General features: G+C 56.3%; 19 protein-coding genes and 3 tRNA genes. 10 read left to right on the top strand and 12 right to left on the bottom strand.

The features are described from left to right. Nucleotides 1-52: 52 nt before the first annotated feature. A complete protein-coding gene (locus tag ACIP6T_RS15545) occupies nt 53-1147 on the bottom strand; it encodes a diguanylate cyclase (RefSeq protein WP_097095016.1) in 1095 nt (364 codons plus the stop codon). Between the two features lie 228 nt (nt 1148-1375). Here ACIP6T_RS15545 and ACIP6T_RS15540 point away from each other — a divergent pair, with 228 nt between their 5' ends. Next, on the top strand, nt 1376-1660 hold the full coding sequence (locus ACIP6T_RS15540; RefSeq protein WP_097095015.1) for a DUF1435 domain-containing protein: 285 nt from the start codon (nt 1376-1378) through the stop codon (nt 1658-1660). 102 nt (nt 1661-1762) lie between these two features. Here ACIP6T_RS15540 and ACIP6T_RS15535 read toward each other — a convergent pair. The 4 genes from ACIP6T_RS15535 to rsmC all read right to left on the bottom strand — a co-directional run bounded on the left by ACIP6T_RS15535 (nt 1763) and on the right by rsmC (nt 3262). Beyond that, nucleotides 1763-1849 (bottom strand) — tRNA-Leu (locus ACIP6T_RS15535). A 29-nt stretch (nt 1850-1878) separates the two neighbouring features. Then, nucleotides 1879-1965: transfer RNA gene (locus ACIP6T_RS15530), tRNA-Leu, on the bottom strand. Nucleotides 1966-2001: 36 nt separating this feature from the next. Then, nucleotides 2002-2088 (bottom strand) — tRNA-Leu (locus tag ACIP6T_RS15525). 142 nt (nt 2089-2230) lie between these two features. Beyond that, entirely contained in the window at nt 2231-3262 is a 1032-nt protein-coding gene (gene rsmC / locus ACIP6T_RS15520; RefSeq protein ID WP_400458032.1) for a 16S rRNA (guanine(1207)-N(2))-methyltransferase RsmC, read from the bottom strand. Between the two features lie 106 nt (nt 3263-3368). Between rsmC and ACIP6T_RS15515 the strand changes: the two genes are divergently transcribed. Genes ACIP6T_RS15515 through yjjG form a run of 3 tightly spaced genes read left to right on the top strand, consistent with a single transcriptional unit; the run spans nt 3369 to nt 4894 of the window. Continuing rightward, complete coding sequence (locus ACIP6T_RS15515; RefSeq protein WP_097095013.1) at nt 3369-3779, top strand: DNA polymerase III subunit psi; 411 nt, start codon at nt 3369-3371, stop codon at nt 3777-3779. After that, nucleotides 3751-4191 carry a ribosomal protein S18-alanine N-acetyltransferase gene (gene rimI / locus ACIP6T_RS15510; RefSeq protein ID WP_097095012.1) on the top strand — a complete coding sequence of 147 codons (441 nt, stop codon included), beginning with the start codon at nt 3751-3753 and terminating at the stop codon, nt 4189-4191. The genes ACIP6T_RS15515 and rimI overlap by 29 nt, the downstream gene beginning before the upstream one ends. Nucleotides 4192-4210: 19 nt before the next feature. After that, nucleotides 4211-4894 carry a pyrimidine 5'-nucleotidase gene (yjjG, locus tag ACIP6T_RS15505; RefSeq protein WP_400458030.1) on the top strand — a complete coding sequence of 228 codons (684 nt, stop codon included), beginning with the start codon at nt 4211-4213 and terminating at the stop codon, nt 4892-4894. 137 nt (nt 4895-5031) lie between these two features. Here yjjG and ACIP6T_RS15500 read toward each other — a convergent pair whose 3' ends face one another. Next, entirely contained in the window at nt 5032-5706 is a 675-nt protein-coding gene (locus tag ACIP6T_RS15500) for a YtjB family periplasmic protein (protein WP_400458029.1), read from the bottom strand. Nucleotides 5707-5813: 107 nt separating this feature from the next. Between ACIP6T_RS15500 and serB the strand changes: the two genes are divergently transcribed. The 3 genes from serB (at nt 5814) to nadR (ending at nt 9522) form a co-directional block, all read left to right on the top strand. Continuing rightward, the gene (serB, locus tag ACIP6T_RS15495; protein ID WP_400458028.1) at nt 5814-6791 is read left to right on the top strand and encodes a phosphoserine phosphatase; all 978 of its coding nucleotides are present in this window, start codon (nt 5814-5816) and stop codon (nt 6789-6791) included. A 13-nt stretch (nt 6792-6804) separates the two neighbouring features. Beyond that, nucleotides 6805-8190: a DNA repair protein RadA gene (gene radA, locus ACIP6T_RS15490; RefSeq protein WP_345827314.1), complete on the top strand. Its 1386-nt coding sequence runs from the start codon at nt 6805-6807 to the stop codon at nt 8188-8190. Nucleotides 8191-8295: 105 nt separating this feature from the next. Beyond that, nucleotides 8296-9522 (top strand): multifunctional transcriptional regulator/nicotinamide-nucleotide adenylyltransferase/ribosylnicotinamide kinase NadR, encoded by a 1227-nt coding sequence (gene nadR, locus ACIP6T_RS15485; RefSeq protein ID WP_097095008.1) that lies wholly within the window; start codon nt 8296-8298, stop codon nt 9520-9522. Nucleotides 9523-9571: 49 nt separating this feature from the next. Here nadR and ettA read toward each other — a convergent pair whose 3' ends face one another. Together ettA and deoR are read right to left on the bottom strand one after the other, a co-directional pair. Further along, nucleotides 9572-11239 (bottom strand): energy-dependent translational throttle protein EttA, encoded by a 1668-nt coding sequence (gene ettA / locus ACIP6T_RS15480; RefSeq protein ID WP_097095007.1) that lies wholly within the window; start codon nt 11237-11239, stop codon nt 9572-9574. A gap of 238 nt (nt 11240-11477) precedes the next feature. Further along, a complete protein-coding gene (gene deoR, locus ACIP6T_RS15475; protein WP_097097599.1) occupies nt 11478-12242 on the bottom strand; it encodes a DNA-binding transcriptional repressor DeoR in 765 nt (254 codons plus the stop codon). 360 nt (nt 12243-12602) lie between these two features. Between deoR and rbsK the strand changes: the two genes are divergently transcribed. Genes rbsK through ACIP6T_RS15460 form a run of 3 tightly spaced genes read left to right on the top strand, consistent with a single transcriptional unit; the run spans nt 12603 to nt 15865 of the window. Further along, complete coding sequence (rbsK, locus tag ACIP6T_RS15470; protein ID WP_400458027.1) at nt 12603-13520, top strand: ribokinase; 918 nt, start codon at nt 12603-12605, stop codon at nt 13518-13520. Nucleotides 13521-13529: 9 nt separating this feature from the next. Next, on the top strand, nt 13530-14855 hold the full coding sequence (fucP, locus tag ACIP6T_RS15465) for an L-fucose:H+ symporter permease (protein ID WP_400458026.1): 1326 nt from the start codon (nt 13530-13532) through the stop codon (nt 14853-14855). Continuing rightward, the gene (locus ACIP6T_RS15460) at nt 14852-15865 is read left to right on the top strand and encodes an aldose 1-epimerase family protein (RefSeq protein WP_400458024.1); all 1014 of its coding nucleotides are present in this window, start codon (nt 14852-14854) and stop codon (nt 15863-15865) included. Before fucP ends, ACIP6T_RS15460 begins: the two co-directional genes overlap by 4 nt. Before the next feature lie 71 nt (nt 15866-15936). On the opposite strand, the gene urtE is transcribed toward ACIP6T_RS15460, so the two are convergent. The 4 genes from urtE to urtB are packed head-to-tail and all read right to left on the bottom strand — an operon-like array spanning nt 15937 to nt 20062. After that, the gene (gene urtE / locus ACIP6T_RS15455; RefSeq protein ID WP_400458023.1) at nt 15937-16635 is read right to left on the bottom strand and encodes an urea ABC transporter ATP-binding subunit UrtE; all 699 of its coding nucleotides are present in this window, start codon (nt 16633-16635) and stop codon (nt 15937-15939) included. Nucleotide 16636: 1 nt separating this feature from the next. After that, nucleotides 16637-17428: an urea ABC transporter ATP-binding protein UrtD gene (urtD, locus tag ACIP6T_RS15450; protein ID WP_400458022.1), complete on the bottom strand. Its 792-nt coding sequence runs from the start codon at nt 17426-17428 to the stop codon at nt 16637-16639. Continuing rightward, the gene (gene urtC, locus ACIP6T_RS15445; protein ID WP_400458021.1) at nt 17421-18497 is read right to left on the bottom strand and encodes an urea ABC transporter permease subunit UrtC; all 1077 of its coding nucleotides are present in this window, start codon (nt 18495-18497) and stop codon (nt 17421-17423) included. The genes urtD and urtC overlap by 8 nt, the downstream gene beginning before the upstream one ends. After that, on the bottom strand, nt 18497-20062 hold the full coding sequence (gene urtB / locus ACIP6T_RS15440; RefSeq protein ID WP_400458020.1) for an urea ABC transporter permease subunit UrtB: 1566 nt from the start codon (nt 20060-20062) through the stop codon (nt 18497-18499). The genes urtC and urtB overlap by 1 nt, the downstream gene beginning before the upstream one ends. Between the last annotated feature and the right edge of the window lie 71 nt (nt 20063-20133).

Below are 20133 nucleotides of genomic sequence, written 5' to 3'. Positions count from 1 at the left end.
CGTGCCGCCGTAGGGTCGCCATTCATGGCGACCAGGCATACCAAACCAAACCTTATGTCAGCTCGTTACTCACCTGCGCCACTTTCGGCAAATCTTCCCAGGCAAGAATGGTATTACGCCCCTGATTTTTCGCCACATAGAGCGCGCGGTCCGCATTGGACACCGCTTGCTCAAAGTCCTCAGCATAAATCGGTGCGATGCCGGCACTCACGGTAACGTGCGTGGAAACCTTTTCATTAAAGCGGTGAGGGATTTCCAAATCGACGACGTACTGACGAATGCGTTCGGCCAGCTTCATCGCAATAGAGGCATTCACGTTGGTTAACAGCACCAGAAACTCTTCGCCACCGTAGCGCGTTACGACATCGCGTGAACGCACCGCATCACGAATCGCCACGGAGACGCGCGCCAGTGCCTGATCGCCCATCGCATGGCCGTAATTGTCGTTGTAGGCTTTGAAATGGTCGATATCCAGCAGCAGCACAAAGTGGCTGCCTGCGTGGTTTTCCATGATGTTATCAAGACGATTCTTCAGTCCGCGACGGTTATATAAGCCGGTGAGGGGATCAAGCATACTCAAATCACTAAAGCTCTCTTTCTCCTCATACAGCTGGCTGACCAAGCGCAGCGTAAAGGTATCAAAGCGGCGTCGCATTAAATGGTGCAGTGAAAATCCGATTAACGGCAGCATAATCGTGAAGAGGATCATCATTAAATGCTGCCCATCGTCCAATAACAATACTGTTAATACGGGCGGTGTAATGTGTAAACAAAATGCGATCAAATAATCACTTAAGGCAATGGCACTGATAAAAAAGACGCTTAACAGGCTAATTATTAAAAAGCTGCCATCAAAATAGTAAACCAGATGATATCTGAGGTTAATATGCCATGCCCATAATGCGCCTAATAGAAATGCGACAGGATTTAATAGCGGCAATTTTTGTTTTGACACCATTAAGCAAATAAGCAGCAGTGTGGTGCTACAGCCCGCTACCAGCGCGACCGGCAGCGATCGTACGGGATTATCACTGCCTAAAAATGGCAGCAGACAAAAAAGCGAAACGGCGACATTAAGAAACAGAAAAAGCATCAGCGACAGCCGATATTTACTGTGTTTCAACTCTTCATAAGATTGTAATTTCATTATTATTCTCGTGACTGCCCTGATATATCAAAGCGCTACCCGGAATAAATAGCGTTCCTACCCGGATAGTGAGCACGTTATTGTTGTGTTGGCGATTATAGTTATCGGCGGCAATTTAGCATTTTCCAATAATTCTGTCATCCGACATGACGGAGGATAAAAATCCGCTGCAATATGAGAAATATTGTCATATGATAATACGAATACTTATCATTTGAGGGTTGTGCGATGATCGTGGCGATGATGGCCGCCTGCGGCTTATGGGGGGTGAGCTGGATAATGGGTAAGCGTCTGGACAGTGGCTGGGGTGTGTTATTGCCGTGTGCAGCGATGCCGGTTTTTGCCCTGTGGGAACCCAGCTTTAGCCAGTGGCGCGTGGTGATGATCGTGGCGCTGCTGCTGACCATCGTGATGCTGTTTCACCATCGTCTGCGCCACTATTTACTGCTGCCTTCTTGCCTGGCTTTAGCCGGCGGTTTAGCCGCAGTCTCGGTCAATTTCCACGTTATTTAACACAGTGGGCAAATCGCAGAAACGACAACATCACGCTAAGAGCGTGAAGTTCGTTGGCAAAATCTTTTTGGGAATTTACTGCCGGGAAGGAGTGACAACTGTTGGTGCGAAGGGAGGGACTTGAACCCTCACGTCCGTAAGAACACTAACACCTGAAGCTAGCGCGTCTACCAATTCCGCCACCATCGCATCTTAGTTGTCTGTTTATATCATCGCATTGGTGCGAAGGGAGGGACTTGAACCCTCACGTCCGTAAGAACACTAACACCTGAAGCTAGCGCGTCTACCAATTCCGCCACCATCGCTCAGTGCGTACGATATAAACTGTGTGATTATGAGTTTGGTGCGAAGGGAGGGACTTGAACCCTCACGTCCGTAAGGACACTAACACCTGAAGCTAGCGCGTCTACCAATTCCGCCACCATCGCAAACTCACAACACTCTAAAGTATTGCTAACCACGGAGGCGCATTTTAGAGATTTTACTCATTGCGTCAACACATATTTCGCGACGGCAAAACGATCGCTGTAAAAAGCAACGTTTCTGCCGCCGCGCTGCTGGAATCGCGGATTAACGCGTTTTGGCGCCGCGACCATAGACGGCACGATACACCTTAAAGCGGCCGGTTTGCGCCAGCACTTCATGGTTGCCGAAAGTTTCATCCAGAATCTGTGGATACGGTAGGAAGGCGTTGGCCACAATGCGCAGTTCGCCGCCGCTGTTCAGATGCTTCAACGCGCCGCGAATCAGCGTGTTGGCGGCATCAAGACTGGTTTGCAGACCATCATGGAACGGCGGGTTGGAGATAATCATGTCAAAACGGCCGGTTACGTCAGAGAACACGTTGCTGGCAAACACTTCTCCTTCGAGTTCGTTCGCCGCCAGCGTCGCTTTACTGGCTTCAATGGCGGCGGCATGCACATCACACAGCCATAAACGCACGCGCGGCGAGACTTTGGCCATCACGGTCGCCAGCACGCCGCTGCCACAGCCGATATCCAGCACCTTACCACGGAAGTGCGGCGTCAGCGTGGAGAGCAGCAGATCGCTGCCGATATCCAGACCATCGCGGCTGAACACGCCCGGCAAAGTGTGAATAGTCAGATCGTCGAGCTGATAAGTATTGCCATAGCTGCTGGCGTCAAAGGTTGGCTGCTTGTCGAGACGACCGTGATACAGGCCGCAACGGCGCGCGCTGTCGACTTTCTCCAGCGTTGCCCACGCTTCCAGCATGCCTTCGGCGCTGCGCACGCCGCTGCGGTTTTCACCCACCACGAAGATATCGCAGCCAACCGGCAGCAGCGACAGCAGGTTTTGCAGCTGGAACTGCGCTTCGGGTTTGTTTTTCGACCAGTAATAGACCAGCGTATCGCAGCCTTCAACATCTGCCGCCGTGGCAACCATGCTGTAAACCGCACGTTCACCGAGGCGATGGCTAAGGTTCTGCCAGTGATGATATTGCTGGGTATGCACGCGGCTCGACGCGGTTTCTAGCTGGGCGGGCAGGTCATCCTGCAGGTCGCCAGCAAACAACACGTGGCGGGCGGTAAATTCATCACTGTGGCGCAGAATCACTTCGCTGGCCGGGGTAAAAGCAGACATGGAACGCTCCTGTTAAATCAGAGCGGCGATTATAGTGCTTTGTTGGCGCATGTTCGATGGGTTTGCTAGCATAGCGTCGCATTCTGGCAGCATAACGGGTAATAGCATGAGCACAAGGCGCGACTGGCTTCTACAGCAAATGGGGATTACGCAGTATCAGCTGCGGCGTCCGCGCGTGCTGCAAGGGGAAATTGCCGTCACGCTTTTGCCCGATACGCGTTTAGTGTTGGTAGCCGAACAGGCGCCGACGCTGCAAGAACCGCTGATTCGCGACGTGCTGCGTGCGCTGAATATCCAACCTGCGCAGGTGATGGCGCTAACGCCCGAACAGCTGCAAATGCTGCCGGAGCAGGTGGATTGCGCCGGCTGGTTGCTGGGCGTGGAGAGCGAGCATCCCTTTAACGGCATTACCTTCAATACCGCCGTTTTTAATGAACTGATCAGCAGCGGCGCGGCAAAACGTGCCCTGTGGCAACAGATGTGTAACCATGACAGCCATCTCTTTAGTCACCCCTGAAGACCAGCCGCAGCTGCTGGCAATTGAACGTCGCGCGCATGCTTTCCCGTGGAGCGAGCAGACGTTTGCCAGCAACCAAGGCGAACGTTTTGTTAATTTCCGCATTGCAGCAGAAGGTCAGCTGGCCGGATTTGCCATCACCCAAGTGGTGCTGGATGAAGCGTCGCTGTTTAATATCGCGATAGATCCCGATTTTCAGCGTCGTGGCCTCGCGCGCCAGCTGTTGCAGCATGTGATTGCCGAGCTGGAACAGCGCGACGTAATGACGCTGTGGCTGGAAGTGCGCGCCTCAAATACACCGGCGATTGCATTATATGAGCAGCTGGATTTCCACCAGGTGAGCGTACGGCCCAACTACTATCCCACCGCCAGCGGGCGAGAAGATGCCATTATTATGGCGCTAACCCTTTAAGCGATTTGAAAGGAGCACCATGCTAAACGACTGGGACTGCATCCTGTTTGATGCAGACGACACGCTTTTCCATTTCGATGCTTATGCCGGTTTGCAGCGTATGTTTGCCCGCTACGACGTGCAGTTTAGCGCGCAGGATTACAGCGACTATCAGGCGATCAACAAACCGTTATGGGTTGATTATCAGAATGGCACTATATCCGCGCTGCAGCTGCAAACGCGCCGTTTCACCTTGTGGGGTGAAAAGCTCAGCGTGGCGCCGGAAGTGCTTAATAGCGATTTTCTCAGCGCCATGGCCGATATCTGCCTGCCGCTTGAGGGCGCGGCGCATCTGCTGAATACGCTGAAAGGCAAAGTGAAGATCGCCATCATCACCAATGGTTTCACGGCGCTACAGCAGGCGCGTCTTGAACGCACCGGTTTCCGCGATATCTTTGATGCGCTCGTCATTTCCGAGCAGGTGGGCGTGCCGAAACCGGACGTGGCGATTTTTGATCATACGCTGGCGTTACTGGGTAACCCGGATCGCCGCCGCGTGCTAATGGTGGGCGATACGCCAGAATCGGACATTCTCGGCGGCATGAATGGTGGCCTGAAGACCTGCTGGATCGATCACGGTACGCGTCCGTTGCCGGAACATATCACGCCAACCTGGCAGGTAAAAACGCTGGCTGAGCTGGAAGCGTTAATTATTGAAGCTTAAAGTATCTATTCATCTGTAACCTCATGATGATGCTAACAAGCCCGCTGTGCGGGCTTTTTTGTGCAAAAAATCTATTCAAGTATCTATTCACGAATCTATTCATGAAGCGTTCAGATGAGGTAAAACCGCCGATGTTGTTAACGCCCTTTTTCTGTCTCTGAGGCCGCCGCTTCTTCTTCCTCTTTCTCTTTATCCTCTTTCACCGTGCGGCTGGCCGTAAGCAGGAACGGTGATTGCTGCCAGCGGGTGCGGCGGTCACGCAGCAGGGTGCGCGTCAGGATAATACCGATGGCCAGCGCCAGTAACATCATCAAACGCAGGATATTGGTGGTGTTATCCACCTGGCGGGATTCCGTCACCAACACATGGGTATCCAGCGTGACGCGCAGAAAACCTTGCGGGCCCTCTTTGCCTTCCAGTGGTTGCACGATTTGATGGTTGAAGTAGCTGCCCGCGCGTTTGCCATCCAGCGCCAGACGGTCGCGCACATTAATGCTCTCGCCGCTGTGTGCCACCAGGCTGCCGTCGTCAGCATAAACCGAGGCATCCAGAATGCGGCTGCTGTCGGTCATTTGATTGAGGATGGCAGCAATCTGCGCACGGTTATCATCACTGTTGTCCATCAGCGGTTTAAGGCTGAAAGCGACTTGTCTGGTCAGCGTGTGCGCCAGTTCTTCAACCTGTTCGGATCGCGCCATTTGGTGGCCGAGGCTAAACCAGGATGCGCCTTGCATCAGTACCACTAATAGAGCCAGCGAGATAAGAACAATCACCGTGCGATGCAGGCGAAATTTCAGTGCGGTTTTAACCATCAGAAACCCGTGTGATGTAACAGCAGAAAGGCTGGCAATTATGTTGCCAGAACCCGCGCAGACAAGGTAGCCTCTTGCGTGGTTTTGTTGTCCCTACAGGAGCTGTAATGCCAAATCGTCTTACCTGGTGCGATCTGCCCGCCGATGTTTCACTTTGGCCGGGTCTACCCCTTTCCCTCAGCGGTGATGAAGTGATGCCGCTGGATTACCGTGCCGGTCGGACTGGCTGGCTGCTGTATGGGCGCGGGCTCGATAAACAAACCCTGACCGATTACCAGCACAAGCTCGGTGCGGCGATGGTGATCGTCAGCGCCTGGAATGTCGATGAGTATCAGGTGGTACGGTTAGCCGGTTCACTAACGCCGCGCGCCAGCAAACTGGCACACGAAGCCGGTTTCGACGTGGCGCCACTCGGTAAGATCCCGCATTTGAAAACGCCAGGTTTACTGGTGATGGACATGGATTCCACCGCTATCCAGATTGAGTGCATCGATGAGATCGCTAAACTGGCGGGCTGCGGCGAGCAGGTGGCGGACGTCACCGAACGCGCGATGCGCGGCGAACTCGATTTCAAAGCCAGTCTGCGCGAGCGCGTGGGCACCCTGGCGGGCGCCGATCCCAATATCCTGATGCAGGTGCGTGATGCGCTGCCGCTGATGCCGGGTTTAACCACGCTGGTGCAGAAACTGCAGGCGTTGGGCTGGCAGGTGGCGATTGCCTCGGGCGGCTTCACGTTTTATGCCGACTACTTGCGTCAAACGCTGCATCTGGCTGCGGCAGTCGCTAACGAGCTGGAAATTCGCGACGGCAAGCTGACTGGCCAGGTGCTGGGACAGATTGTCGATGCTCAATTTAAAGCCGATACCCTGAACGATCTGGCACAACGCTTTGAGATTGCCCCGGAACAAACCGTGGCGATTGGCGATGGCGCTAACGATCTGCCGATGATTAAAACGGCGGCGCTGGGTATCGCGTATCATGCTAAACCTAAAGTGAATGAGCAGACGGAAATCATCATCCGCCATGCTGACCTGATGGGCGTATTCTGCATCCTGACCGGCAGCCTGATTCACGAAGAGCGTTAACTGAGGATTTGATTTGGCCAAAGCGGCAAAACGCGCCTTCGTTTGTAACGAATGTGGCGCTGATTATCCGCGCTGGCAGGGGCAATGCAGCGCCTGCCATGCGTGGAACACCATCACCGAGGTGCGCATTGCCGCCTCGCCTGCGGCGGCGCGTAACGAGCGTCTAAGCGGTTATGCCGGCGGCAACGCGGGCGTTAGCCGCGTGCAGAAGCTATCGGAAATCAGTCTCGAAGCCCTGCCGCGTTTCTCTACCAGTTTCAAAGAGTTCGATCGCGTGCTGGGCGGCGGCGTGGTGCCGGGCAGCGCCATTCTGATTGGCGGTAATCCGGGCGCCGGTAAATCGACGCTGCTGCTGCAGGTAATGTGCAAGCTGGCGGAAGGGATGAAAACCCTGTACGTCACCGGCGAAGAGTCGCTGCAACAGGTGGCGATGCGCGCCCATCGTCTGGGATTGCCGACCGAAAATCTGAATATGTTGTCGGAAACCAGCATTGAGCAGATCTGCCTGATCGCCGAGCAGGAACAGCCGAAACTGATGGTGATCGACTCGATCCAGGTGATGCACATGGCGGAGATCCAGTCGTCGCCGGGCAGCGTAGCGCAGGTGCGTGAAACCGCCGCGTACCTGACGCGTTTCGCTAAGACGCGCGGCGTGGCGATCATTATGGTCGGCCACGTCACCAAAGATGGTTCGCTAGCCGGCCCGAAAGTGCTGGAACACTGCATCGACTGTTCGGTGATGCTGGATGGTGATGCTGATTCACGTTTCCGTACCTTGCGCAGCCATAAAAACCGCTTTGGTGCGGTGAATGAGCTCGGCGTGTTCGCCATGACCGAGCAGGGCATGCGTGAAGTGAGCAATCCGTCGGCCATTTTCCTGTCACGCGGTGATGAAATCACCTCGGGCAGTTCGGTGATGGTGCTGTGGGAAGGCACGCGCCCGCTGCTGGTGGAGATTCAGGCGCTGGTCGATCACTCAATGATGGGCAATCCGCGCCGCGTGGCGGTAGGTCTGGAGCAGAATCGTCTGGCTATTTTGCTCGCGGTGCTGCATCGCCACGGCGGGTTGCAGATGGCGGATCAGGATGTATTCGTCAACGTGGTCGGCGGGGTAAAAGTCACCGAAACCAGCGTCGATTTAGCACTTTTGATGGCGATGGTCTCCAGCTTCCGCGATCGTCCGCTGCCGCAAGACTTGGTGATCTTCGGCGAAGTCGGACTCGCGGGCGAAATTCGTCCGGTGCCGAGCGGCCAGGAGCGCATTGCTGAAGCGGCAAAGCACGGCTTTAAGCGCGCCATTGTCCCGGCCGGTAACGCACCGAAAAAGCCGGTAGAAGGGATGAAGGTGTACAGCGCGAAGAAGCTGGCGGATGCGCTGGCGATTCTGGATGAGCTGTAAGTTTTACCGGTCGGCATGAATGCCGACCCTACATTCGTAGGGTGCGAATTTATGCGCGCCGTCTTAAAGGCCGCACCGCCCTTTATTCCACGCAGGAGGCACTAAATGTCATCGTTTGACTACCTGAAAACAGCCATTCGCCAGCAAGGCCACACGCTGCAGCAGGTTGCCGATGCCAGCGGAATGACCAAAGGCTACTTAAGCCAACTGCTCAACGCCAAAATCAAAAGCCCGAGCGCGCAGAAGCTGGAAGCGTTACACCGTTTTCTGGGGCTGGAATTTCCCCGTCGCGACAAAACCGTTGGCGTGGTATTCGGTAAATTTTATCCGCTGCACACCGGCCATATCTATTTGATCCAGCGCGCCTGTAGCCAGGTGGATGAACTGCATATCATTATGGGCCACGACGATCCGCGCGATCGTGAACTGTTTGAAAACAGCGCTATGTCACAGCAGCCGACCATCAGCGATCGTTTGCGCTGGCTGCTGCAAACCTTCAAATACCAGAAAAATATCCGCATCCACTCGTTTAATGAGGAAGGCATTGAACCTTATCCGCACGGCTGGGACGTGTGGAGCGGCGGCGTTAAAACGTTTCTGGCTGAGCAGGGCATAGAGCCGAATTGTGTTTATACCAGCGAAGAACCTGATGCCGCGATGTATGAGCAGCACCTCGGCATTCCGGCGGTGGTGGTTGATCCTAATCGATCGTTTATGAACATCAGCGGTGGTCAGATTCGCCAGGATCCGTTCCGCTATTGGGAATACATTCCTACCGAAGTGAAGCCGTTCTTCGTGCGCACCGTGGCGGTGCTGGGCGGCGAGTCGAGCGGTAAATCGACGCTGGTGAACAAGCTGGCAAACATCTTCAATACCACCAGCGCGTGGGAATATGGCCGCGACTATGTCTTCTCGCACCTCGGCGGCGATGAGATGGCGTTACAGTATTCCGACTACGACAAAATCGCGCTGGGACAGGCGCAGTACATCGATTTCGCGGTGAAATACGCCAGCAAAGTCGCCTTTATTGATACTGACTTCATCACCACGCAGGCGTTTTGCCTCAAGTACGAAGGGCGTGAACATCCGTTTGTGCAGGCGCTGATTGATGAATACCGTTTCGATCTGGTGATTCTGCTGGAGAACAATGTGCCGTGGGTGGCGGATGGTTTACGCAGCCTCGGCAGCTCAATGGATCGCCGTGAGTTCCAGACGATGCTCATCACCATGCTGCGCGAAAACAATATTGAGTTTGTCCACGTAAAAGAGGATGACTACGATGCGCGCTTCCTGCGCTGTGTAGAGTTGGTGAAGCAGATGCTGGGCAGTTAATTCAGCCATAAAAAAGGCGCCAGTCGGCGCCTTTTTCACGTAATAACCCTTACTTCGCCATACGTTTGTACTTGATACGCTTTGGCTCGAGCGCGTCGGCGCCGAGAGTGCGTTTCTTGTACTCTTCGTATTCGGTAAAGTTACCTTCGAAGAACTCCACCTTGCCTTCATCCTGATAATCGATGATATGGGTGGCGATGCGGTCGAGGAACCAACGGTCATGCGAGATCACCATGGCACAGCCAGGGAATTCCAGCAGGGCGTTTTCCAGCGCGCGCAGGGTTTCGATGTCGAGGTCGTTGGTCGGTTCATCGAGCAGCAGCAGGTTGCCGCCCACTTGCAGCAGTTTCGCGAGGTGCAGACGACCGCGCTCGCCACCTGACAGCTCACCGACGCGTTTGCCCTGATCGGTGCCTTTGAAGTTAAAGCGGCCAACGTAAGCACGGCTTGGCATCTCGGTATTGCCGACACGCATAATGTCCTGGCCACCAGAGACTTCTTCAAATACGGTTTTGGAATTGTCCATCGCGTCACGGAACTGATCAACCGACGCCAGCTTGACGGTTTCGCCCAGCTCGATGGTGCCAGAATCGGGTTGCTCCTGGCCTGACATCATGCGGAACAGCGTGGATTTACCTGCGCCGTTCGGACCGATGATGCCGACAATCGCGCCTTTTGGTACGGAGAAGGTCAGATCGTCGATCAGCACGCGATCGCCATACGATTTCTTCAGATTGGTCACTTCCAGCACTTTGTCGCCGAGGCGCGCGCCAGGTGGAATGAAGAGTTCGTTGGTTTCATTACGCTTCTGGTAATCGGTGTTATTCAGCTCTTCAAAGCGTGCCAGACGGGCTTTGCCCTTCGACTGACGGCCTTTCGCGCCTTGACGCACCCACTCCAGCTCTTTCTCGATAGATTTGCGACGTGCAGCTTCAGAAGAGGCTTCCTGCGCCAGACGCTGATCTTTCTGCTCCAGCCAGGAAGAGTAGTTACCTTCCCACGGAATACCTTCGCCGCGGTCCAGTTCCAGAATCCAGCCGGCAACGTTATCAAGGAAGTAACGGTCGTGCGTGATCGCCACAACGGTACCTTCGAAGTCGTGCAGGAAGCGTTCCAGCCACGCCACGGATTCCGCATCCAGGTGGTTGGTCGGTTCGTCGAGCAGCAGCATGTCTGGCTTTTCCAGCAGCAGACGACACAGCGCGACGCGGCGACGTTCACCACCAGAAAGGGTGGCGATTTTGGCATCCCAGTCTGGCAGACGCATCGCATCGGCCGCACGGTTCAGCTGCGTATCAAGGTTGTGACCATCATGCGCCTGGATCACTTCTTCCAGACGGCCCTGCTCGGCGGCCAGCTTGTCGAAATCGGCATCCGGATCGGCGTACAGCGCATAGACTTCATCAAGGCGCTTCAGCGCACCCACCACTTCGGAAACCGCTTCTTCCACGGATTCACGTACGGTGTGTTCCGGGTTCAGCTGCGGTTCCTGCGGCAGATAGCCAACATTAATGCCCGGCTGCGGGCGTGCTTCCCCTTCGATATCGGTATCGATACCGGCCATGATGCGCAACAGCGTCGATTTACCGGAACCGTTTAGGCCGAGGACGCCGATTTTTGCTCCAGGGAAGAAGCTAAGAGAAATATTCTTCAGGATGTGACGCTTCGGCGGAACGACTTTGCCGACGCGATGCATGCTATAGACGAATTGAGCCACGTTGTTATGAGCCTTTTGGTCTGTGAGTGGTGGACAACTGATGCAGAAGTTTAGCCGTTTTCCCCCTTTATTCATACCCGTCATACTTCGAGCTGCAGCGGCGTTGGCTGCGTGTGTCCACCCCAGTCACATACTTATGTATGCTCCTGGGGATGAACCCACTTGCCGCCTTGCTGCAGCTCGAATTATTTAGGGTATGGATCGTGAGCAGATTATTGAAAATACAGGAATTATAAACTTATGGCAGGCGCAGTGGGATGTTATGTTGCGCCAGCCAGTTCTTCAGCGCCGGTTCCGGTGCGCTGTCGCTCACCAGCAAATCAAAACCGCGCAGGTCGCCAATCCGTGCCGGCAGCACTTTGCCAAACTTACTGCTGTCGGCCACCAGCACCCGCTGGCGCGCTCGCAGCATGGCATGGTGCTTCATCGCCAGTTCATTGATGTTGTAGCAGGTTGCGCCCTGTTCATGGTCGATCCCCGCTGCGGAGATAAAGGCCAGCGTGGGGCAGAGATCGTCGAGGATCGAATGTGCGCCAATCGGCGTAAACAGCGCATTATCAGCATGAAACTCGCCGCCGCTAAGGATCACATTGCAGGCCGGTTTCTCTTTCAGCGCCAGGAAGGTGTTCATGGCGCAGCAAATCGCCGTGAAGGGCAGGCCATCTGGGATCGCATCGACGATGTAAGGCAGCGTGGTGCCGCAATCAAAAAACACCGTGTCATTTTCACCGATCAGGTCCGCCGCGGCCTGCGCCAGGCGCTGCTTGCGCGCGGCATTTTGTCCATGTTGATCGGAAATGAAATAGTGGCCAGCGTGGTTTTTCGGATCGCTAACAATATAACCGCCTAGCAGCACCACGCTTGAGGCGGGTTCGGTAAGGTCACGGCGGATGGTCATTTCTGAAACGCCCAGTAGCTGCGCCGCGTCTTTCAGGTGCAGTTTATCAGTGCGTTTTAACGCCTGAGCCAACTTGTGAATACGTTCGTCGCGCCGGGTTTCCATGATCATCTCTGCGTTATGAATCCTGAAGTCGAAGTTGCCTGGTCAAAAATCACGATAAATCTCACAGTTTTTAATCAGTTGCGACCTATCTCGCAGGTCGGTTTTCAATCTTACCTGTAATGAGATCGCCCCGCAAACGCCACGCAAATCCGTAATCACCGCGCTTCGCTCACCGGCTGGCTTACTTCTTAATGATGTTGCTTTGTTAGAATAATAACATTCCATTCCATGAATGTTTGGCTGTTTTTCGGCTTTTATTGGCAACTCTGAGGTGTGAAATTTATCACATAATTAACTTTATTAACCTGATATTGTGATTTTTATAACATTTAGGCGTTGAAAATTTACCGGGAGAAAAAAATGGATATCGCGGTCATTGGGTCAAACATGGTTGACCTCATTACCTATACCAATCAGTTACCTAAAGCAGGGGAAACGTTGGAAGCCCCCGATTTTGCCATTGGCTGTGGCGGTAAAGGTGCGAATCAGGCGGTTGCGGCAGCGAAAATGGGGGCGAGCGTCATGATGGTCAGCAAAGTTGGCGACGATCTCTTCGCGCCGAACACCGTAGCCAATCTGCAACAGCAGGGCGTTGATACGCGCTTTGTAACGACCGCGCCCGGTACCTCGAGCGGTGTCGCGCCGATTTTCGTCGACGATCAATCACAAAACCGCATTTTGATTATCAAAGGAGCCAACCAGCAGCTGAAACCAGCCGATATCGATGCCGCCGCCGACGCGTTGAAAGCCTGTAGGCTTATCATCCTCCAGCTGGAGATCCCGCTGGAAACCGTCTATTACGCCTTTGATTTTGCCCGCCAGCACGATATCAACGTGATCCTCAATCCGGCACCCGCCGTGGCGGATCTCAATATTGACTACGCCTGTAAATGCGACTTTTTCATGCCGAACGAAACCGAGCTGGAGATCCTCACCGGTATGCCGGTTAACACCGATGAAGAAGTGCAACTGGCGGGGCAATCACTGCTCAAACGCGGGCTGAAAAACCTGATCATCACGCTCGGCGGCCGCGGTTCGCTGTGGATGTCTGGCGACCAGCTGCATCACGTGGCACCTACCGCTGTTAACGCGGTGGACACCAGCGGCGCGGGCGATGCCTTCATTGGCTGCTTTGCACAGGCGCTGGTGAAAACCGGCGATATTGCGGGCGCGATGGTACAAGCCTCCGCCTATGCCGCCTGCAGCGTGACCGGTCGCGGCACGCAGCGCTCCTATCCCGACGCGGAAACCTTCCAGCGTTTTCTCAACGTTCATTGAGGTCGAGTTATGCAAACGAACATTGTTCAGCAATCTGATGGCTATTTGAATAAAACGCCGCTGTTCCAGTTCATTTTGCTCTCGTGCCTGTTCCCGTTGTGGGGCTGTGCGGCGAGCCTGAATGATATCCTGATCACCCAGTTCAAAAGCGTATTCGCGTTGAGCGACTTCGCCAGCGCGCTGGTGCAGAGCGCGTTCTACGGCGGCTACTTCCTGATTGCCATTCCGGCCTCGCTGGTGATCCGCAAAGCGACATACAAACTGGCGATTTTGCTCGGTCTGGCGCTGTATATCGTCGGCTGCGTGCTGTTCTATCCCGCTTCACACATGGCGACTTACACCATGTTCCTTGCGGCGATTTTTGCCATCGCCATTGGTTTGAGTTTTCTGGAAACGGCGGCCAATACCTATAGCTCGATGATTGGTCATCGCGATCACGCGACGCTGCGGCTCAACATCAGCCAGACGTTCTATCCCGTGGGTGCTTTAATGGGCATCGTGCTGGGCAAATATCTGGTGTTCCAGGATGGCGACAGTCTGGCAAGCCAGCTGGCGGGCATGAACGCTGAACAGGCGCATGCCTTCCGCCTTTCCATGCTGGAGCACACGCTGGAACCGTACAAATATCTGGTTATGGTGCTGGTGGTGGTGATGCTGCTGTTCCTGTTCACCCGCTATCCGCGCTGTAAACCAGAAAGCAGCGAAAAATCATTGCCGTCGCTCGGCGAAACCTTCCGCTATCTGGCCTCCAATCGTCACTTTAAACGCGGCATCCTGGCCCAGTTTCTGTATGTCGGCATGCAGGTGGCGGTGTGGTCGTTCACCATTCGTCTGGCGCTGACGCTCGGCGCAACTAACGAACGTCATGCTTCCAACTTCATGATTTATAGCTTTATCGGCTTTTTTATCGGCAAGTTTGTGGCCAACTTCCTGATGACGCGTTTCCGCGCGGAAAAAGTGCTGATTGCCTACTCGGTACTCGGCGTGATCACGCTAGCGTGGGTGATGTTTGTGCCGAACTTTACTGCCGTGTATGCCGCCATCTTTGTCAGCGCGCTGTTCGGTCCCTGCTGGGCGACCATTTATGCCGGTACGCTGGCGACTGTCGATAACAAATACACTGAAGTTGCTGGTGCGTTTATCGTGATGTCGATTGTCGGTGCCGCCTTTATTCCCGCGCTGCAGGGCTTTGTTTCCGATCATCTGGGATCGATGCAGCTGGCCTTTGGCGTATCACTGCTGTGTTTTGCCTGGGTTGGCTTCTTCTTCTGGGGTGAGCTGCGCCATAAAAAGCAGGCGGAAGCGGTCGGTCGTTTAGTCGAGGAGATGCCATGAAAACCCGTTTACCGTTACGTCGGGAACAGTTTCAGGAAACACCGAGTACGCTGCTACGCAACGAGACTTTTCACGTTGAGCTGTTTCGCTACCCGGCGGGCGTGGAAGCGGTGCGCATCAGCAACCCTCGCGGCACGGTGATCGTGCTGCCGTTTTACGGCCAGATGATATGGGACGCCCATTTTGATGGGCATTCGCTCACGATGGGGCACAGCTTTAAACAGCCGCTGCTCGGCAGTTCGATAATTGATACCTACGGCTGCTTTGCTTTCCACTCCGGGCTGTTGGCCAACGGCTGCCCGGCGGCCGATGACAACCATCCGCTGCACGGCGAAATGGCCTGTGCGCGTATGGATAGCGCGTGGATGGTATTGGAAAACGATCGTTTGTCGCTGGAAGGCGAAACCGAATATGTGAAGGGCTTCGGTCATCATTATCTCGCTGCGCCTGCAGTGCGGCTTGAGGCCAATGCGGCAAGGCTGCACATTGAGATGAACGTCACCAATCTGGCCGGTGCGCCGATGCCCTTGCAGTACATGTGCCATCTCAACAGCGCGTGGATTGAGCAGGGCCGTTTCCAGCAGTCAATCCCGACGGATGCGTTCCAGCTGCGCACCTCGATCCCGGCACACGTCAAGCCTACGCCGCAGTGGCGCGCTTATACCGAGCGGCTGGCGGCCGATCCGCAGGCGTTTCAGCCATTGGATCAGCCGGAGATGTGCGATCCAGAGATCGTATTCTTCGCTGACGATCTGCAGCAGTATGGCGATGAGGTGCAGTTCGAGCTGCACTCGCCGCAGGGTTTTGCCCTGATGACGCGCTTCTCCAGCCAGCATTTCCCACACGCTACGCGCTGGATGCTGCATAATCGCGATCAGCAGGTCGCTGCCTATGTGCTGCCGGCAACCTGCCGCCCGGAGGGGTTCAAGGCGGCGCAGCGCGCGGGAACGTTGATCGAATTGGCCCCCGGCGAGCAGCGCCACTTCAGCGTCGAAACCGGGATTTTGTAATTAAACCGTAGGGTCGCCATTCATGGCGACCAGGTGCGCATCAATGCGCACCCTACGATTAAACGGCGCGACTAAATCGCCACCAACCCGCGCACGCCGTCGGCTTCCATGCTGGATCCGGCGCCGCGCTGCACGATCTCACCGCGCGACATCACCAGATAGCTGTCGGCCAGCTCGGCGGCGAAATCGTAAAACTGCTCGACGAGCAGGATCGCCATATCACCGCGCTGCGCCAGCTGGCGGATCACCGCGCCGATCTCCTTGATCACCGACGGCTGGATCCCTTCGGTAGGCTCATCGAGAATCAACAGCGTTGGTGAACAGGCGAGGGCGCGGCCAATCGCCAGCTGCTGCTGCTGACCGCCCGACAAATCGCCGCCACGGCGCGCTTTCATCTCGCGCAGCACCGGGAACAGCTGGTAGATCTCTTCCGGCACCGCTTTGGCCTGCGCGCCAGAAAAGCGCGCCAGCCCCATCAGCAGATTCTCTTCCACCGTTAAACGCGGGAAGATTTCACGCCCCTGCGGCACATAAGCGATGCCAGCCTGCACGCGCTGGTGTGGCTTGCGGCCGTTAATCACTTTGTCCTGCCAGCGAATCTCGCCGGATTTGGCCGGAATCAGCCCCATCAAACACTTCAACAACGTGGTTTTTCCCACGCCGTTGCGTCCCAGCAGGCAGGTGATTTCACCCGGTTTAGTCTCAAACGACAGGCCGCGCAGAATGTGGCTGCCGCCGTAATATTGATTCAGTTCCGCGACTTGCAGCATGTTAACGCCCCAGATAAACGTCGATAACCCGATCGTCCGCCTGCACTTCGCGTAACGATCCCTCGGCCAACACCTGGCCCTGATGCAGCACGGTCACGTGATCGGCAATGGTTTCAACAAAGCCCATGTCGTGCTCAACCACCATCAGCGAATGCTTGCCGGCGAGACTGCGGAACAGCTCGGCGGTGTACTCGGTTTCGGCGTCGGTCATGCCCGCCGCCGGTTCATCCAGCAGCAGCAGATGCGGGTCCTGCACCAGCAGCATGCCGATTTCCAGAAACTGCTTCTGGCCGTGCGACAGCAAACCGGCCTGGCGCTGACGTTCGCCGCCGAGTCGTAGCAGCTTCAGCACCTCATCAATGCGATCCTGCTGCTCGCCGTTCAGCCGGGCGCGCAGGCTGGCCCACACCGATTTGTCATTTTTCAGCGCGATTTCCAGATTCTCGAACACCGTGAGCGCTTCAAATACCGTGGGTTTCTGGAACTTGCGTCCAACGCCGGCGCGCGCGATCTCCACCGGCGACATTTTGCTGAGATCGGTATCCTGGTCGTAGATCACCTGGCCATTGTCCGGCCGGGTTTTACCGGTGATCACATCCATCAGCGTGGTTTTACCCGCGCCGTTGGGGCCGATCACGCAGCGCAGTTCACCGACGCCGATCTTCAGGGAAAGATCGGTCAGCGCGCGGAAACCGTCGAACGACACGTTGATCTTCTCCAGCTGCAATACCGGATCGGTCTGCGCACGATGACGATCCGCTGGATGAGGCTGGGTAAACAGGTGTTCAGTCATCACGCCTCCGGCGCAGCAGGCCAATCACGCCACGCGGCAGGAACAGCGTGACCAGGATAAACATCAGACCGAGGAAGAACAGCCAATATTCCGGGAAGGCGACGGTAAACCAGCTCTTGGCACCGTTAACGATCGCCGCGCCAAGCAGCGGTCCAATCAGCGTGCCGCGTCCGCCTAACGCCACCCAGATTGCGGCTTCAATCGAGTTGGTCGGCGACATTTCACTCGGGTTGATAATGCCGACCTGCGGCACATAGAGCGCGCCCGCCAGCCCGCACAGCACCGCCGAGAGCGTCCAGACAAACAGCTTGAATCCTTTGGGATCGTAACCGACGAACATCAGGCGGTTTTCCGCATCGCGCACTGCCGTCAGCACGCGGCCGAATTTGCTGCGTGCCAGCGCGAAGCCGATGCCGAGACTCACCAGCAACAGCAGCACCGTGGCAACGAACAGCCCGATGCGCGTGCCGGTCGCGGTGACGTTGAAGCCAAGCAGCGTGGTGAAGCCGGTAAACCCGTTGTTGCCGCCGAAGCCCGTTTCGTTACGGAAAAACAGCAGCATGCCGGCGTAGGTCAGCGCCTGCGTCATGATGGAGAAGTAGACGCCTTTGATTTTCGAGCGGAAGGCGAAGAAGCCGAACACCAACGCCAGCAGGCCCGGCACCAGCACGATCAGGCACAGCGCCCAGGCGAAATGCTGCGTGCCTGCCCAGAACCATGGCAGCTCGTTCCACGAAAGAAACGACATAAACGCCGGCAAGCCGTCGCCGGAGGCCTGACGCATCAAATACATGCCCATCGCATAGCCGCCGAGCGCGAAAAACAGGCCGTGGCCGAGTGACAGCAAACCGGCGTAGCCCCACACCAGATCGAGCGCTACCGCGACGATGGCGTAACAGAGGATTTTGCCGACCAGCGTCAGCGTGTAGGTGGAGATCGCCAGCGGATGCGTGGCGGGCAGCAGGGCGCAAAACGGCAGCACCAGCAGCAGCGCCGTGATGGCTACACCCAGGCTGAGGGTCAGCCGCGGCGCTTTACGCGCCATGGTTAACGTCATTGGTTGGCTCATCAGTCAATCACCCTCCCTTTGAAGGCAAACAGCCCCTGCGGACGTTTCTGGATAAACAGCACGATCAGCACGAGGATGAGGATTTTGCCCAGCACTGCGCCAATCTGTGGCTCCAGCACTTTGTTAAGAATGCCGAGGCCAAACGCCGCCACGACAGTGCCCGCCAGCTGGCCAACGCCGCCCAGCACCACCACAAGGAAAGAGTCGATGATGTAACCCTGACCGAGCTCTGGGCCAACGTTGCCCAACTGCGACAGCGCCACGCCGCCGAGCCCGGCGATGCCGGAACCGAGGCCAAACGCCAGCATATCAATGCGTCCGGTGGGCACGCCGCAGCAGTCGGCCATCGCCCGGTTCTGCGTCACGGCACGCACGCTGAGGCCAAGCCGGGTTTTGTTTAGCAGCAGCCAGGTGAGGCCCAGAACGGCAAATACGAACAGGATCACTGCGATGCGGTTGTACGGCAGCACCAGATTCGGCAACAGCTGCAGGCCGCCGGAGAGCCAACCTGGGTTAGCCACCTCGAGGTTTTGTGCACCAAAAAGCATGCGCACCAGCTGAATCAGCATCAGGCTGATGCCCCAGGTGGCGAGCAGCGTTTCCAGCGGGCGTCCGTACAGATGGCGGATAATGGTGCGCTCCAGCAGCATGCCCATGCAGGCGGTGACCAGAAATGCCACCGGCAGCGCCAGCAGCGGATACCAGGCCAGCCACTGCGGCGCAAACTGCTGGAACAGACTCTGCACAAACCAGGTGGCGTAGGCGCCGAGCATCAGCATTTCGCCGTGCGCCATGTTGATCACTCCCAGCAGGCCGTAAGTGATCGCCAGGCCGAGTGCCGCCAGCAGCAGAATCGAGCCGAGCGACAGGCCGGTAAACGCCTGGCCGAGCAGATCGCCCCACATCAGGCGCTGTTTAATCTGCTTCAGGCTGGCGGCGGCGGCCTCGCGTACTTTGGCATCGGGTTCATTGCTGGCTTGGGTTAAGCGAGTAAGACTAGCCTGCATGTTGGGATCGCTGGATTCGCCGAGCAGCGTCACCGCGTTGAGGCGCAGCGCGGCATCCGGGCTGGCCAGTTGCAGGTTTGCCGCCGCCATCAGCAGCACCGCATGAACCTGCGTGTCTTTCTCACTGGCGAGGCGCTGTTCAAGCAGTGGCAGCATGTCGGCGACGCCATCGTTTTGCAGCTGCTGTGCAGCGCGCAAGCGGATCGCGGGGTCCTCGCTCACCAGCTGGTGGGCGGCGAGGGCGCTGGCGATTACTACGCGCAGCCGATTATTCATAAACAGCTTTTTCGTGTCGCCGCTGGGCTGTTGCGCGCTGTCGAGCGGCTGCAACGTATCGCCCTGTTTGCTGAACGGCTGCTGTTTTTGGTCGATGACCACGGTTTCATTGCGCAACGCCTCGAGTAGCGGCAAGCGGCTGGCCTGCGGCGCGGCGGCCCACTGTTGCAGCAGCGCAGCTTGTTGGGTGCGGCTGGCGGCCGCGAAGTCTGCGCCATCGCCCGCCTGGGCGAGCCAGGGCAGCAGTAACAGCAGACAGCAGAGATAACGGCGAATTGTCATGGTTCTGGCCCTGAAGGAGGTAGTTAGGTGCGGTCTGATGTCCTCACCCCGGCCCTCTCCCACAGGGAGAG

Origin of the sequence: Pantoea sp. NPDC088449, from assembly GCF_044753225.1 — a bacterium.
Classification (GTDB): Bacteria; Pseudomonadota; Gammaproteobacteria; order Enterobacterales; family Enterobacteriaceae; genus Pantoea; species Pantoea floridensis.
Note: the sequence above shows the minus strand (reverse complement) of the source record. Positions and strands in the feature narration are given on the sequence as shown.